This is a genomic window from Binatus sp. (SeqCode) (assembly GCF_050013435.1).
Classification (GTDB): Bacteria; Desulfobacterota; Binatia; order Binatales; family Binataceae; genus Binatus.
The window spans coordinates 1-13,222 of the sequence record NZ_JBEKFG010000089.1 but is presented as its reverse complement, the minus strand read 5'-3'; the positions used below and the strand labels follow the sequence as shown (position 1 = coordinate 13,222).

General features: G+C 61.2%; 20 protein-coding genes. 6 read left to right on the top strand and 14 right to left on the bottom strand.

What is annotated here, in order from left to right; all coding sequences use genetic code 11:
* Window positions 1–164: 164 nt before the first annotated feature.
* The 3 genes from ABSB13_RS14955 to ABSB13_RS14945 are packed head-to-tail and all read left to right on the top strand — an operon-like array spanning window position 165 to window position 2,547.
* Window positions 165–1,127: an ABC transporter ATP-binding protein gene (locus ABSB13_RS14955; protein WP_428109987.1), complete on the top strand. Its 963-nt coding sequence runs from the start codon at window positions 165–167 to the stop codon at window positions 1,125–1,127.
* Window positions 1,105–2,142, top strand: coding sequence for an ABC transporter ATP-binding protein (locus ABSB13_RS14950; RefSeq protein ID WP_428109985.1), 1,038 nt, complete (start codon window positions 1,105–1,107; stop codon window positions 2,140–2,142). Before ABSB13_RS14955 ends, ABSB13_RS14950 begins: the two co-directional genes overlap by 23 nt.
* Before the next feature lie 3 nt (window positions 2,143–2,145).
* A complete protein-coding gene (locus ABSB13_RS14945) occupies window positions 2,146–2,547 on the top strand; it encodes a bactofilin family protein (RefSeq protein ID WP_428109984.1) in 402 nt (133 codons plus the stop codon).
* Between the two features lie 14 nt (window positions 2,548–2,561).
* On the opposite strand, the gene rplS is transcribed toward ABSB13_RS14945, so the two are convergent.
* The 14 genes from rplS to ABSB13_RS14875 all read right to left on the bottom strand — a co-directional run bounded on the left by rplS (window position 2,562) and on the right by ABSB13_RS14875 (window position 11,173).
* Window positions 2,562–2,906, bottom strand: coding sequence for a 50S ribosomal protein L19 (gene rplS, locus ABSB13_RS14940; RefSeq protein ID WP_428109983.1), 345 nt, complete (start codon window positions 2,904–2,906; stop codon window positions 2,562–2,564).
* 519 nt (window positions 2,907–3,425) lie between these two features.
* Entirely contained in the window at window positions 3,426–3,983 is a 558-nt protein-coding gene (locus tag ABSB13_RS14935) for an RNA methyltransferase (RefSeq protein WP_428109982.1), read from the bottom strand.
* An 18-nt stretch (window positions 3,984–4,001) separates the two neighbouring features.
* Entirely contained in the window at window positions 4,002–4,688 is a 687-nt protein-coding gene (gene trmD / locus ABSB13_RS14930) for a tRNA (guanosine(37)-N1)-methyltransferase TrmD (RefSeq protein WP_428109980.1), read from the bottom strand.
* A gap of 82 nt (window positions 4,689–4,770) precedes the next feature.
* On the bottom strand, window positions 4,771–5,271 hold the full coding sequence (gene rimM, locus ABSB13_RS14925; protein ID WP_428109979.1) for a ribosome maturation factor RimM: 501 nt from the start codon (window positions 5,269–5,271) through the stop codon (window positions 4,771–4,773).
* 74 nt (window positions 5,272–5,345) lie between these two features.
* Window positions 5,346–5,582 (bottom strand): KH domain-containing protein, encoded by a 237-nt coding sequence (locus tag ABSB13_RS14920; protein ID WP_333647235.1) that lies wholly within the window; start codon window positions 5,580–5,582, stop codon window positions 5,346–5,348.
* Window positions 5,583–5,609: 27 nt separating this feature from the next.
* Window positions 5,610–5,864: a 30S ribosomal protein S16 gene (rpsP, locus tag ABSB13_RS14915; protein ID WP_331962571.1), complete on the bottom strand. Its 255-nt coding sequence runs from the start codon at window positions 5,862–5,864 to the stop codon at window positions 5,610–5,612.
* A 21-nt stretch (window positions 5,865–5,885) separates the two neighbouring features.
* Window positions 5,886–7,226, bottom strand: a complete 1,341-nt coding sequence (gene ffh, locus ABSB13_RS14910; RefSeq protein WP_428109976.1) for a signal recognition particle protein — start codon at window positions 7,224–7,226, stop codon at window positions 5,886–5,888.
* Window positions 7,227–7,348: 122 nt separating this feature from the next.
* Complete coding sequence (locus ABSB13_RS14905; RefSeq protein ID WP_428109974.1) at window positions 7,349–7,915, bottom strand: NUDIX hydrolase; 567 nt, start codon at window positions 7,913–7,915, stop codon at window positions 7,349–7,351.
* A 141-nt stretch (window positions 7,916–8,056) separates the two neighbouring features.
* Window positions 8,057–8,344, bottom strand: coding sequence for a GIY-YIG nuclease family protein (locus ABSB13_RS14900; protein ID WP_428109990.1), 288 nt, complete (start codon window positions 8,342–8,344; stop codon window positions 8,057–8,059).
* A gap of 69 nt (window positions 8,345–8,413) precedes the next feature.
* A complete protein-coding gene (locus ABSB13_RS14895) occupies window positions 8,414–8,842 on the bottom strand; it encodes a CoA-binding protein (RefSeq protein ID WP_428109972.1) in 429 nt (142 codons plus the stop codon).
* 32 nt (window positions 8,843–8,874) lie between these two features.
* Entirely contained in the window at window positions 8,875–9,396 is a 522-nt protein-coding gene (locus ABSB13_RS14890; protein ID WP_428109969.1) for an arsenate reductase/protein-tyrosine-phosphatase family protein, read from the bottom strand.
* Window positions 9,397–9,400: 4 nt separating this feature from the next.
* The gene (locus ABSB13_RS14885) at window positions 9,401–10,333 is read right to left on the bottom strand and encodes an SDR family oxidoreductase (protein WP_428109967.1); all 933 of its coding nucleotides are present in this window, start codon (window positions 10,331–10,333) and stop codon (window positions 9,401–9,403) included.
* A 4-nt stretch (window positions 10,334–10,337) separates the two neighbouring features.
* Window positions 10,338–10,889: a hypothetical protein gene (locus tag ABSB13_RS14880; protein ID WP_428109965.1), complete on the bottom strand. Its 552-nt coding sequence runs from the start codon at window positions 10,887–10,889 to the stop codon at window positions 10,338–10,340.
* A gap of 53 nt (window positions 10,890–10,942) precedes the next feature.
* Complete coding sequence (locus ABSB13_RS14875) at window positions 10,943–11,173, bottom strand: hypothetical protein (protein ID WP_428109962.1); 231 nt, start codon at window positions 11,171–11,173, stop codon at window positions 10,943–10,945.
* A 256-nt stretch (window positions 11,174–11,429) separates the two neighbouring features.
* On the opposite strand from ABSB13_RS14875, the gene ABSB13_RS14870 reads away from it, so the two are divergent.
* From ABSB13_RS14870 to ABSB13_RS14860, 3 genes are read left to right on the top strand one after another with little or no spacing between them, the layout of a single operon-like run.
* Window positions 11,430–12,071 (top strand): MotA/TolQ/ExbB proton channel family protein, encoded by a 642-nt coding sequence (locus tag ABSB13_RS14870; protein ID WP_331965040.1) that lies wholly within the window; start codon window positions 11,430–11,432, stop codon window positions 12,069–12,071.
* Window positions 12,061–12,513 carry an ExbD/TolR family protein gene (locus ABSB13_RS14865; RefSeq protein ID WP_428109959.1) on the top strand — a complete coding sequence of 151 codons (453 nt, stop codon included), beginning with the start codon at window positions 12,061–12,063 and terminating at the stop codon, window positions 12,511–12,513. The genes ABSB13_RS14870 and ABSB13_RS14865 overlap by 11 nt, the downstream gene beginning before the upstream one ends.
* Window positions 12,514–12,568: 55 nt before the next feature.
* A complete protein-coding gene (locus ABSB13_RS14860) occupies window positions 12,569–13,021 on the top strand; it encodes an ExbD/TolR family protein (RefSeq protein ID WP_428109988.1) in 453 nt (150 codons plus the stop codon).
* Window positions 13,022–13,222 lie beyond the last annotated feature (201 nt).

Genomic DNA, 13,222 nt, shown 5'->3' with positions numbered 1-13,222 from the left:
CGAGACCCCAAGGCTCTGACAAATATGCCTGAAGGCATCATACCGCGAGGTCATAACACGCCTCGCTTGGGTGAGTCAACTGTGTTATTGCCCAAATTAGATCCCTGCCTCGCGCCGCATCCGTCTGGATGGCCGCGGCGGGGCGATGATACGCTGAACCTCACGTGAAACCGCTGCTCGAAGTCAAATCGATCCGCACCTCGTTCTTCACCGCCTCGGGAGAAGTGCGCGCGGTGGACGGCGTGAGTTTTTCGGTCGCTCCGGGAAAGCTGATGGGCCTGGTCGGCGAGTCGGGATCGGGCAAGACCGCCAGCGTACTCTCGATCATGCGGCTGCTGCCGGAGTCGGCGCGAATCGTGGGCGGCGAAATAATTTTCGAGGATCAGGATCTGCTCAAGCTCAGCGAACCCGAGATGCGCCATGTCCGCGGCGCGCGGATCGCGATGATCTTTCAGGAGCCGATGACCTCGCTCAATCCCGTTTTCACCATCGGCAGCCAGATTGGCGAGGCCGTCCGCCTGCATCAGCACACCGCTCGCGCCGAGACTCGCAATCGCACTATCGAGGCGCTCCGGATGGTCGGGATTGCCGACCCCGAACGGCGCATCGACGACTATCCGCATCAGTTGTCCGGCGGGATGCGCCAGCGCGTGATGATCGCGATGGCGCTGTCGTGCAATCCGCGGCTGCTGATCGCCGACGAGCCGACCACAGCGCTCGACGTGACGATACAGGCGCAGATTCTCGATCTGATCCGCGAGTTGCAGGTGCGGCTCGCCCTCGCCGTGATACTGGTCACGCACGATCTTGGAATCGTCGCCGAGTATGCCGACGACGTGACGATTCTTTACGCGGCGCGGGTGATGGAGCAGGCGCCGAGCGCGGAGTTGTTTCGAAATCCGCTCAACCCGTACACGCGCGGATTGCTCGAATCGATTCCCGGCATGGACACCAACCGGCAGCGCCGCTTGCAGGCGATTCCCGGTTCGATTCCGAGCGCGTTGAATCCACCGGCCGGCTGCAGGTTTCATCCGCGATGCCCGCGGGTAATTCCTCAATGCTCCGCGGCAGAGCCGAGGCTTGAGAACAGGGGCCCAGACCATTATGTCGCCTGCATCCGCGCCTAATCCCGCATCGCCCATCGGCAGCACGGCCGCAACCGCGTCCGGCGCGCCGCTGGTTCGCGTCGAGCATCTCAGCAAGGAGTTCCCGGCGGGATCGACGGGGATTATCGGCGGGAAGAAACTTTCGATAAAGGCGGTGGCGGGAGTCAACCTGGAGATTGCGCCGGGCGAAACAATTGGATTGGTCGGAGAGTCGGGCTCGGGCAAATCGACGCTGGGACGGCTGATTCTGAAACTCCTGGAGCCGACTGAAGGCGCCGTCTATTTCGACGGGCGCGATCTATCGACGCTGGGCCGCGCGGAACTTCGCGCTCTGCGCCGCCAGATGCAGCTGGTCTTTCAGGATCCGTACGCGTCGTTGAATCCGCGGATGCGGGTGAGATCGATCGTCGGCGAAGGAATCGAGATTCACAAACTCGCGCGCGGGGCGGAAAAGGAGCGGCGAATCGCCGAGCTGCTCGCGATGGTCGGGATGAGCGCGGACGCAATGGATCGTTTGCCCCATGAGTTCTCGGGCGGGCAGCGCCAGCGAATCGGGATCGCGCGGGCGCTGGCGGTGAATCCGCGCTTCCTGGTGCTCGACGAGCCGGTCTCGGCGCTCGACGTGTCGATCCAGGCGCAGATAATCAACCTGCTGCAGGACCTGCAGGAGAAGCTGAAACTCACCTACCTGTTCATCGCGCACGATTTGCGGGTGGTCGAGCACATCAGCAATCGCGTCGCGATCATGTACCTCGGCAAGCTTGTCGAAATCGCATCGCGCGACGAGATTTACCTGAACCCGCGGCATCCCTACACGCGCGCGCTGCTCTCGGCGATTCCGACTATCGACACCGCGCACAGGCCGGAGCGAATCAAGCTGCCCGGCGAAATGCCGAGTCCGATGAACCCGCCCGCCGGCTGCGCCTTCCATCCAAGATGCCCATATGCGAAAGATGTCTGCAGTAGCGTCGAACCGAAATTGGAAACCGGGCGCGGCGGCCACGCGGTGGCATGTCACGTATTCCCGGCTCCGTAGCGAATGGATTCAACCCAGATACCGCAGGATGCAGGCGTGGCGTGGGCCGAGGAACGCACGCGCGTCGCGGTAGGCCGCAACGTCAACGTCTCGGGCAAACTGATCTTTCATGAACCGGTCAGAATCGAGGGCCGCTTCCGTGGCGAGGTTCGCTCGGTCGAGTTGGTGGTGGTCGGCGAAGAAGGAATGATCGAGGGCAAGGTCTTCGCCCCGCGCCTGCTGATAATGGGCGAGTTGCGCGGAGACGTGGTCGGATGCGACCGCATGGTGCTGGGGCCGCGCGCCAGGTTCTTCGGCAATATCGAGACGCGCAACCTGACGATATCCGAAGGCGCCTACCTGGACGGCAACGTTCGCATGACGCGGGCTTGCGTCGAAAAGACCGCCGTCTCCGTCGACATCTGATCGAGGACCGGCGCTCAGGTCGCGACGTCGAGTCGCGCCGCTTTGCCCGACAGATTGCGCAGATAGTACAGGCGGGCACGCCGCACGCGGCTTCGGGTCAGCACCTGCAGCTTGTCGATCCGCGGCGAATGCATCGGGAATATTCGCTCGACCCCGACTCCGTATGAAACTTTGCGAACGGTGAAGGTCGCGCGGTTGGCGCCCCGGTTCATTTTGATCACGATGCCTTCGAAGGATTGAATGCGCTCCTTCTCGCCTTCGACGACTTTGACGTGAACGCGAACCGTGTCGCCTACGCGGAATACAGGCAGGTCCTTGCGCAGGCCCCGCTCTTCGAGCTTCTGGATAACAGTATTCATGGGAAGAAAGACCTCGAGTCGAGCCCCTAAACCTACCGAAATGCGCGCGGCCACTCAATGGGTGGGGGGGTACCCGGTGCTGTCTTAATTTGGGGCTGAGTGTCTGAATTTGAATGCGCGAGTGGCTTAATTTGCGGGATCAAGCGGAACCAAAGCGGGATGAAGTGGGATCAGCCTAGTTTCCCTTGAGGCGGGGATCGTGGCTGTTAATGCATTCAGAATATACAGCCTGAAAGTGCTCAAACGTCATGGGCACGCTCCTATCAAATTTGCCGAGGAGTTTTCCCTTTGCGGCTTCGCACTGAGCAGCTGAATCGAAAGTGTGAATTGTATCCCAAGTTGGAGACCAATCCACGCTTGAATTTTTCATCTTTGGTTGGCCGAGGTTTCGCTGACCAGAACTCCAATCAACAAAACTCGGAGCCATCAGATGCCAGCCCACAAGCGCGAGCGCGGTCGCGTGGCGGAGCGTCATGTGTAGCGATTTAGCACTGGAGCGGGCAACCAAACAACCAGCGATCACTTGCCGCGAAGGCGGTCGAGAATGATTCCCGCGGCGGAGCGCACTGACAGATGGTTGTAATCGCCGGGGCCGACGATGGGCGCAAGCACGACGTCGGCGCGCTCTGCCACCTCGGGCGACATCCCAAATCCGGTCCCGAGCAGGATAATCATCGGCGGCGCATCGGGAGCCTCCAGCCGCTTGCGTAAGTCGGCGTAGCTGGTGCCGCCCCCGGTGCGCGCGGAGGTGTGCACGACGAGCGGGCGTGCGCCGGAGATTTGGGTTGCCGCGGCGATCGCGTCGTCGAGTTCCGCGACGATCTGCACGCGCTCGAGGGCCTCGCGCCGGCGCGAATCGTGGGCCCGGCCGAAGTCGAAACGCCAATGATCGATGACGCTCGCGGCGAATTTCCGCTGCTCGGGAATCGGATGGACGATGAACACGCCGCGCAGGTCGTAGGTTCGCGACGCGCGCGCGATATCGTGAATGTCGAGGCTGGTTATTGCCGACGTGACGATCTTTGCGTTTCGGTCGACGACCGGATGATGAATCAGCGCTATGAAAAGGTCTGACACGTTTCAGAATTTGCACGCTCAGAACTTGCGGCGTTCGAGCAGGTCGGGGCGCCGCCGCGCGGTTCGCCGTTTTGCTTCAGCCTCGCGCCACGCGCGAATCTTGCCGTGGTCGCCGCTGAGCAGGATTTCCGGCACCTTCATCCCGCGGAATTCCTCGGGCCGCGTGTATTGCGGGTACTCCAGCATCCCGGCAGCGAAAGATTCCTCGTCGAGCGACTCGGGATTGCCCAGCACGCCCGGTATCATCCTGCCCACCGCCTCGATCACCGCCATCGCCGCAATTTCGCCGCCGCTCAGCACGTAGTCGCCGATAGAAATTTCCTGGTCCACCAGCGAGCGCACGCGCTCATCGATTCCTTCGTAGCGTCCCGCGACGATCATCAGGCCGGGTGCGCGCCTGGCGAGGTCACGCGCCATCGAGTTGTCGAACACTTCGCCCTGCGGGGTCATCAGGATGCGCCACAGTCCCGGGCGCCCCGCATTGACCGCGTCGATCGCCGCCGCGATCGGCTCCGGCCGCATCACCATCCCACTGCCTCCCCCGTACGGCGCATCATCGACTTGCCGGTAATTACCCAGACCATGCTCGCGCAGCGAATGCGCCTTGATCGCGATCAATCCCTGCTCGATGGCGCGTCCGATCATGCCGGCGCGAAACGGCGATTCGAACATCTCGGGGAACAATGTGATTACGTGAAATTCCATCGCAGCGAGCCGACGTGCGGATGCGTCGTGAATCCAAATCTATCCGGGTGCGCCGCTTCGGGCCAGACGGCGCCCGCCGATTTCAGTCGAGCAGGCCGGGGATCGGCTCGATCGTGACACGCCGGGCGGCGAAATCCATCGCCTTGACGACGTCCTCGATAACCGGAACCAGGACTTCGCGCTCGCCGTCCCGCACCACCCAGATGTCGTGCGCGCCGGTCGAGAAGATTTCTTCGATCGTACCGAGGCGGCTGCCGTCGGTGATAAACACTTCGCATCCGATCGCCTCGTAATAGTAGAACTCGCCCGGCTTGGCGGCCGGGACGTCCTCCGCCGCAAGCATCACGACCGCGCCTTTGAGCGCCTCGGCCGCGTCTACGTCGGCGACACCCTCGAGCGTGATTCGCCGCGTCGTCGCGTTCAGCCGCGTCAATCCGGTCAGCCGAAACTCGCGTGCTTGTCCGGCGCTCTCCAGGAACACGCGCGCGACCTGTTCCAATGAGTCAGAGTCGGGATTGTCGGGCCGCAATCGCAGCGCGCCCTTGAGGCCGTGGGCGCCGGTTATGCGGCCGACGCGGAGCATCGATGCTGCAAGTTGATTCGTGTCACCGGGCAGGCGCTGGCCGGCTCACGAAAAGTGTCGATCGACTGGTCCGATCATTTGTCCTCGACGATTTCGAGAACAACCTTGCGGTTGGTGCGCGAGGCGACGGCATTGAGAATCGTGCGGATCGACTTCGCGGTCCGCCCCTGCTTGCCGATCACGCGGCCCAAATCTTCCTTGGCCACCCGCAGTTCAATTACCGAGGCGGTATCGCCCTGCGTCTCCTTCACGTCCACCGCGTCAGGATTGTTCACCAGTTGTTGTGCGAGGAACTGAACGAGCTCCTTCATGGGATGGCTCCGTTGCAGCGGGTCGCATCAGGCGGAGACCGTTGCTGTTTCGGCCCGTTTAATTAACTTTCTTACCGTGTCGCTCGGCTTAGCGCCAGCCTTGAGCCAGCGGTCGGCCACGTCCTTTTTGATCGTCACGCGGGGCGGATCGAAGGCCGGGTCGTAAGTGCCGACCTGAGCGACGAAGCGTCCGTCACGCGGCGAGCGCGAGTCGGCCACCACGATGCGGTAGAAGGGTTTCTTGCGCCCGCCGTGGCGGCGCAACCGGATTACAAGTGCCATGCGATTCTCCTGTTACTTATTCTAGCTGCCGAGCCCCAGTCCGCGCATCATCATCTTTCCCGCGCCCATGCGGGTGATTTTCTTCATCATTTTGCGCGTCTGCTCGAACTGTTTGAGGAAACGATTCACGTCCTGCACCGAGGTGCCGCTGCCGGTGGCGATTCGCGCACGCCGGCGCCCGTTGATAATCAGATGGTTGCCGCGCTCCTGCAGCGTCATCGAGTCGATAATCGACTGGATGCGCCCCAGCTCGCGTTTGGCCTCTTCGGAATCCGCCGCGCCCGCCACTTTTTTGAGCCCGGGGATCATTCCCATCAGATCGCCAAGCGATCCCATCTTCTTGATCGCTTTGATCTGTTCGGCGAAGTCGGTGATTGTGAATTCGTTCTTCTTGAACTTGCGCTCGAGCTCCTTGGCCTTGGTCTGATCGTAGTTCTGCTGCGCTTTTTCGATCAGCGTCAGCACATCGCCCATCCCCAGGATGCGCGACGTCAGCCGGTCCGGATAGAAAACCTCGAACGCGTCGAGTTTCTCGCCCGTGGCCGCAAACAGAATCGGCGCCCCGGTTATAGTCCGCACCGAAAGCGCCGCGCCGCCGCGGGCGTCGGAATCGAGCTTGGTCAGGATCACGCCGGAAATTCCCAGCCGCTCGTGAAATCCCGCCGCCACGTTGGCCGCTTCCTGCCCGGTCATCGCGTCGGCGACGAATATGATGTGATGCGGGTTCAGCGCGGCCTTCAGGCGCGCCAGCTCGTCCATCAGCTCTTCGTCGATCTGCAGGCGGCCGGCGGTGTCGATAAGCACCGCGTCATGTCCGCCGGTCTCGGCCCGGGCCAGCGCGCGCGACGCGATCTCGATCGGATTCTGATCCTCGCGGCTGTCGACGACTGGAATTTGCGCCTGCGCGCCAAGCACGCGCAATTGCTCCATCGCGGCCGGGCGATAAACGTCGGTGGACGCCAGAATCGGATGGCGCTTGCGCTCGGACTTGAGCCATAGCGCGAGCTTCGCAATCGAAGTCGTCTTGCCCGAGCCCTGCAGGCCCACCAGCATGATTTTGACGGGCGGTTTGACCTTCAGATCGAGCTCGCGCGCCGAACCGCCCATCGCGTTTTGCAGCTCGGTCGCGACGAACTTGATCAGATGCTGCTCGGGCGTGAGCGAGCGGAGCACTTCCTCGCCGAGCGCCTTGGTCTTGACGTGCTCGATAAAATCGCGAACGACCTTGATATTGACGTCGGCTTCGAGCAGCGCGAGCCGGACTTCACGCAGCGCCTCTTCAATATTGCGCTCGGTGATGCGGCCGGTGCCCTTGAGTTTTCTGAAGACCCCTTCGAGGCTGTCGCTGAGCGTATCAAACATGGGTAAAAACTCGGTCGCAGCAGGTCGAGGTAAGCGGCTCCGGCCCAGTCGGTTCGTTTTTGTAGTCTAGCAAACCGTCAAGGCTAGGGCACGCTGCGGCGGCTGTCAATGCGGCCGCAGGGCTACTTCATCCGGCGGCGCTTGGGCGGCGGGTTGTACACGTGCAGGAACGAAAATGCGGCGATCGTCAACGCATGCATGACCTTGCCCGACGCGATCAGGCCGCGTATTTCGCGCATCGGCACCAGCACGACCTCGGTCTCTTCGTCGCCGATCGCAATCACCCTATCGACCTGGCGCACGTTGTCCGCAAGAAACGAGAAACAGATGTTGCCCTGGATTGCGGGATTCGGATGCACCTTGCCAAGTTCTACGATCGTGTCCGAATCGAACCCCGACTCCTCGATCATCTCGCGCCGCGCCGCATGCATCGGCGACGGATCCTCGGGATCGACCATCCCGCCGGGCACCTCGAGCGTGAACCCGGAGATCCCGTGACGCCACTGGCGAATCATCACGACCGCGCCACTGCTCGTGATCGGAATGATATTCACCCAGTTGGGCGCGTCGAGAATGAAGAAGTCGCGTTCGCCGCGGCGCGGATGCGTCGAGCGGCGTCGATGGAGATCGAAAATCGGCGTCTGGTACGCGATGTCGCTCTTGAGCGTCTTCCACTTGCGCGGCTTCATCAAAAAACTCCGCCGCCGCTGCGCGGCGGACGAGATCCTTCGCTGCGCAGACTCCGCTCAGGATGACGGAGAAAAGAATCTGCGCGGAACGGCATGCGTAGCAGCAAAGCCGCTTCTGTCATTGCACCGAAGCCACTTCCGTCATTCTGAGCGTAGCGAAGAATCTCGCGTGCGCCAGCACGCGCTAAGATCGTCCATTGGCAGATTAGTGGAATGAATCAATTCGAGTTTTCTTGCCCTCGCCCAGCCCTTGATCTGCTTCTCGCGAGAGATTGCGTCCCCCGGTCTGTCGAAATCTTCGAAATATACGAGCCGCCGGACGCGATATGTCTTCGTAAAACCCGGAATCAGCCCTTCGCGATGCTCATTCACGCGTCGTTCTAAATCGTTCGTCACCCCGATATAGAGGACACCCGACTTGCTGCTCATAATGTACACGAAAAAGGTTCTGCTCTCTCTTTTCCAGCGCGCCATAAACTCCGCCGGAGCCGCCGTGGCTTAGAACAATCGCGCGTATTCGATCGCCGGGCATCGATCCATCACCACCGTCATCCCGGCCCGCTGCGCACGCCGCGCCGCGTCGAGGTTGATTACGCCGAGCTGACACCACAGCACGCGCGCACCTTTGGCGATCGCGTCTTCTACGATTTCCGGCACGAACTCCGATCGCCGAAACACGTCCACCATCTCGATCGGCTCGGGAATCGACGCCAGGTTGGGATAGCACTTCTCTCCCAGAGCGCTCTGGAGCGCGCCGGCGTCGAGCTGCGGATTGACCGGAATTACCTTGAAGCCCCGGCCTTTGAGCAATTTTGCGATTCGCAGCGAGTCGCGCGCCGGATTGTCGGAGCATCCCACGACCGCGACGGTGGATGGCCGCGCCAAAATCGCGCGAAGCTCGGCGTCGGGCGGATTGATGAATTCCATGGCCATATGATCGCGCGCGACCTAGTCGGGCGCTAGCGATGAAACAGGCGTTCGATGATCGTCGGGACGAGCCGATGAATCTCCTCGCGGCATTCGGCGAATACCAAGTCGCCCTTTTCGTAGGGGTCGTCGATATCGCCTGCCTCGCCCGCAAACGAACGCAGCGTGAACACCGGCCGCCCGGCTGCGCCGGGAAATCGCTCGACCAGCTCGCGCGCCTGCTGCTCGGTCATCGCGATGATGAGATCGGTCTGCTCGAGCATCTCGGGATGCCGTTTGAGGTCGGTTGAAGTCGCCTGGTCGCCGATATCGATGCCGACCTCGCGCAGCGCCATCCGGGTATCGAGCGAAACCAGCGCCCCGTCGCGGGCGTATGGCGCGATTCCCGCCGAGGTGATCGTGATCCGATGGTCGAAGCCGAGCGCGTCGAGTTCGCGCCGCAGGATATGTTCGGCCATCACGCTGCGCGCGGTGTTGGCGGCGCAAATGAACAGGATGTAACGAAAGCGCGGCTCACGGCGAGCCGCGCTTTTCGGTTTCGTCTTAGCCGTCAAAAATCTACACGCCCCCGCCCATCACCTCGCCCATGCTCTCCTTCTTGGTCACGCCCTTGGCCAGCTCTTCCTTGAGCTTGGCGCCGAGTTCCGCCGGCTCCCACATCGAGCCCTTCTTCGAGACCTTGGAACCGGTATGCCATCCGCGCATCAGCCACACGTTGCCCATGCCAACGCGGAACACTTCGCCGTGAACGTCTTTGGCGTCGTCGCTGGCCAGCCAGACCACCAGCGGCGCCACGTGCGCGGGCGTGAACGCATCCCATTCTCCCGGCCGCTGCGCCATGCCGGCGGCGGTCTGCGGAGTCGCGTCGACGGTAAGCCGCGAGCGCGCGATCGGCGCGATCGCATTGGCGGTGACGCCGTAACGGCTCATCTCGCGATCCACGATTATCGCCATCGCGGCGACCGCCGCCTTTGCCGATCCGTAGTTGCTCTGTCCGGCGTTGCCCAGGATGCCCGAGTCGGAGCTGGTGTTGATAAGCCGGCCATTGAGCACGTTGCCGGCCTTGTGCTGCTCGCGCCAGTAGGCGGTCGCGTGGCGGGCGAGGTTGAACGAGCCTTTGAGGTGGACTGAAATGACCGCGTCCCAGTCTTCCTCGCTCATATTGAACATCATGCGGTCGCGCAGGATGCCCGCGTTGTTGACGAGGATGTTGAGCTTGCCGAAGTTGTCGATTGCGCAATCGATGATCCGCTTGGCGGCCTTGAAGTCGGTCACGCTCTCGAAGTTGGCGACTGCCTCGCCGCCGGCGGAGCGGATTTCCTTGACCACGTCCTCGGCCGGGGAACGCGACTGCCCGGTTCCGTCGAAGTGGCCGCCGAGGTCGTTGACGACGACCTTGGCTCCGTGCTTGGCCAGCAACAACGCCTCTTCACGCCCGATGCCGCGGCCGGCGCCGGTAATAATTGCGACTTTGCCTGTTAGTAGTGCCATCTTGCTAATTCCTCTTCTCTTTTTCGCTGGGATTTGGAGTTTGTTGGGCGATTTCGCCCGGTCCTTCTACGTCGAAGTCTTCTTTGGGTTCTAGCATGGATTCGTCGAGATTGGCGGGCAGCTCGTAGATGAGGTCGATGGTCATCTTCGATTTATCCTGGTCGCTGGGGTACAGCATGATGCTGCCGGGACGCCCGTTGTAGTGGAAATCGCACGACCAGGTTTTGCGCGCCGGCATGATCAGCGACGAGGCGATGTGAAAGTCGTTCTTCTTCAGTTCGTCCTTGTAGAAAGCAACCATCCGGGGCATCTGCGCGTCCACGCTGAACAGAATTTCGCGCATCGCACCTTTGGGTTTGCGGACGTGTTCGATCCTGGCGCCCGGATATATCGGCATCGTCTTGTACAGGTCCGGCGGCAACGCCTGGCTGGGCTCGTCGGGCGTGGTCATCGAGGTCTGCACGGCAGCCGGCGCGATGGGAGCGGCTACCGGCGCGGTTTTGCAAGCCGCCAGTGCGAACATGCACGCGGCGGCCAGCGCAGCCCGACTGAACAAATCGGACGGCTGCACCGTCTCAATTAATGCTGGATTTGGATTCCTCAAAGGCGTCAATCGACCGAAAAAACAATGACCGCATCGCGGTCAATCTGCGGCGTATTCTGGCAAGCTTCTGGATAGACGTGAGGGGCCAAGAAGTCAAGGCGACGAGATGCTTCGCGGTGCCGCGCGCGACCGATTTCGCCAGTCGCCAGCATCGCCAACGGCGTACAGTAAAAGCGCCGCGCCGATTCGATGATCGAGCGTGAGGCGAGCGTTGCGCAGCGTGAGGATATCTTCATTTGCAATCGTGGGCGAATCGGTCAATACTTATACGTCTGCGGCGACTCTTGACAAATACTTTCTATTGTTGCATTCAGACTTTCCGCGCTATCACAGATGACTTTGACCGGCGGGTGGGAGCCCAATCTGTGAAATTAGGGCTGGCGACCGGTTCGAGGGAGAATCCGCAGGGGCAGTTTGTGGTAGTTACGTAACGGTTCGGGCGGGGCCAAAATTTCACCGCTCAAATTTATTTAAAACTCGAGAGGATAAGAGATGCAAAGCAACTTTGGGATTTTGTCGATGATTCAGCAGGGCTACTATGCAACGTACCCCCTGCTTTTCATTTCGGTCGTCTGCCTGGCGATAATTTTCGAACGGGTATGGGTGCTGTGGGGCGTGGGTCCGAAGACGGCGAAGCTGGCCGACTCGCTCATTCCGCAGCTGCGGCAGGGCAAGTTCAACGAAGCGTTGCAGGCCACGCAGGCGCGCGCCACGGCCGCCGAGCGCATCTATCACACCCTCATCGCCGGTTCGCAGACGATGGACCGGGATCATCTGCTCGAGCTCGACGACGAGCGCCGTTACCAGGAAGGCCTCGAGTTCAAGCGCTACATCTGGGTGCTCGCGACCGCGGGCGCATCGGCTCCGTTCATCGGGCTGTTCGGCACGGTGGTTGGTATCCTGGTGGCGTTCCAATCGATGGCAATCATGGGCACCGGCGGTTTCTCGGTCGTCGCAGCCGGTATTTCGGAAGCCTTGATTTCGACCGCGCTCGGACTGGCCGTCGCGATCATCGCGGTTATCTTCTACAACTATTTCTCGGTCAAGATTGAAAACATCAGCGCCATCCAGCACATCAACGACGACCGTCTGATCGACGCTACACTCCAGGGGAGACAGGCGCGTGGCAATTAGCGGACCCCATTCGAGCGGCGGTGGTGGCGGCGTTTTCGCCGACATCAATATCACGCCGCTGACCGATATCTTTCTGGTCCTGCTCATCATCTTCATGGTGACGACCTCTGTCACGATCGAATCCGCCGCCCACGTCGATCTGCCCAACGCGACCAATACCGCGCCGGAGAACAAGGGCGTCATCGTGACGTATACCGCCCAGCACGAGCTGTTCGTGAACTCGAAGGACGTTCCCGAGCGCGAACTCCGCTCGGCCCTGGGCGAGGCGCTGAGCAAAGTGGACCAGAAGATCGTCGTGTTCCAGGGCGACCGCAAAGTGCTGCTCGGCGACATGGTGCGAATCCTGAATATCGCCAAGGCCGCCGGCGCCGAACAAATTGCAATCGCGGCCAAGCGGGTTACCGGTGCGCAACTAGCCAACTCCTCAGGTGGTGGTGGTTGATCGGGCCGGCCCCGGTTGCTGACCTGAGCATCGATACACGCAGAGGTATTTGCCCATGGCAATGAGTAGTAACAAAGGCGGCGGGGTGTTCGCCGATATCAACATCACCCCGCTGACCGATATTTTTCTCGTCCTGCTGATCATCTTTATGGTGACGACAGCGGTGACGATCGAATCAGCGGCCCACGTCGATTTGCCCAAAGCTGAAGCGCCGACCTCGCCAACCGACAAGCCCAAGGGCATCATCGTGACGTACACCGCCGATCATCTGATCTATTTGAACGACAAGCAGGTCACCGAGCCCGAGTTGGTGCCCCAGCTGCATGACGCGCTTGCGAATTCGACCGACAAAATTGTGATTTTCCAGGGCGACCCAAAGGTTATACTTGGTGATATGGTTCGTATTCTGGATATGGCCAAGTCGGCCGGCGCGGAGGCTATCGCTATCGCCGTGTCTTCTCTCCCTCCTGGGGGCGTCGGTGGCGGAGCGCCGGGAGGCGGAGCGTAGGAATTTGATTTTCGGACGGCTCACGCGTCGCCGCGACGATCGCGCGGCTTTAAGTCTAGTGAATGAGGATCTCGGCCTCGGCCGCGCCAAGCGTAGCCCAAGCGGGGAGCACGTTTTTATATGATCGCAGTAATAGTTATTTTGCTTGTCCTCTCGACGTTCGTCGTCGCTTTCATCTTCTATCGCGTTATCGGCAAGCGA

Bases quoted from the DNA above. Each gene is read 5' to 3' on its own strand.
- ABSB13_RS14950 (WP_428109985.1), top strand. From the start codon at position 1,105: ATGTCGCCTGCATCCGCGCCTAATCCCGCATCGCCCATCGGCAGCACG.
- ABSB13_RS14945 (WP_428109984.1), top strand. From the start codon at position 2,146: ATGGATTCAACCCAGATACCGCAGGATGCAGGCGTGGCGTGGGCCGAG.
- rplS (WP_428109983.1), bottom strand. From the start codon at position 2,906: ATGAATACTGTTATCCAGAAGCTCGAAGAGCGGGGCCTGCGCAAGGAC.
- trmD (WP_428109980.1), bottom strand. From the start codon at position 4,688: ATGGAATTTCACGTAATCACATTGTTCCCCGAGATGTTCGAATCGCCG.
- rimM (WP_428109979.1), bottom strand. From the start codon at position 5,271: ATGCTCCGCGTCGGCCGCATAACCGGCGCCCACGGCCTCAAGGGCGCG.
- ABSB13_RS14920 (WP_333647235.1), bottom strand. From the start codon at position 5,582: ATGAAGGAGCTCGTTCAGTTCCTCGCACAACAACTGGTGAACAATCCT.
- rpsP (WP_331962571.1), bottom strand. From the start codon at position 5,864: ATGGCACTTGTAATCCGGTTGCGCCGCCACGGCGGGCGCAAGAAACCC.
- ffh (WP_428109976.1), bottom strand. From the start codon at position 7,226: ATGTTTGATACGCTCAGCGACAGCCTCGAAGGGGTCTTCAGAAAACTC.
- ABSB13_RS14905 (WP_428109974.1), bottom strand. From the start codon at position 7,915: ATGAAGCCGCGCAAGTGGAAGACGCTCAAGAGCGACATCGCGTACCAG.
- ABSB13_RS14900 (WP_428109990.1), bottom strand. From the start codon at position 8,344: ATGAGCAGCAAGTCGGGTGTCCTCTATATCGGGGTGACGAACGATTTA.
- ABSB13_RS14895 (WP_428109972.1), bottom strand. From the start codon at position 8,842: ATGGAATTCATCAATCCGCCCGACGCCGAGCTTCGCGCGATTTTGGCG.
- ABSB13_RS14885 (WP_428109967.1), bottom strand. From the start codon at position 10,333: ATGGCACTACTAACAGGCAAAGTCGCAATTATTACCGGCGCCGGCCGC.
- ABSB13_RS14875 (WP_428109962.1), bottom strand. From the start codon at position 11,173: ATGAAGATATCCTCACGCTGCGCAACGCTCGCCTCACGCTCGATCATC.
- ABSB13_RS14870 (WP_331965040.1), top strand. From the start codon at position 11,430: ATGCAAAGCAACTTTGGGATTTTGTCGATGATTCAGCAGGGCTACTAT.
- ABSB13_RS14860 (WP_428109988.1), top strand. From the start codon at position 12,569: ATGGCAATGAGTAGTAACAAAGGCGGCGGGGTGTTCGCCGATATCAAC.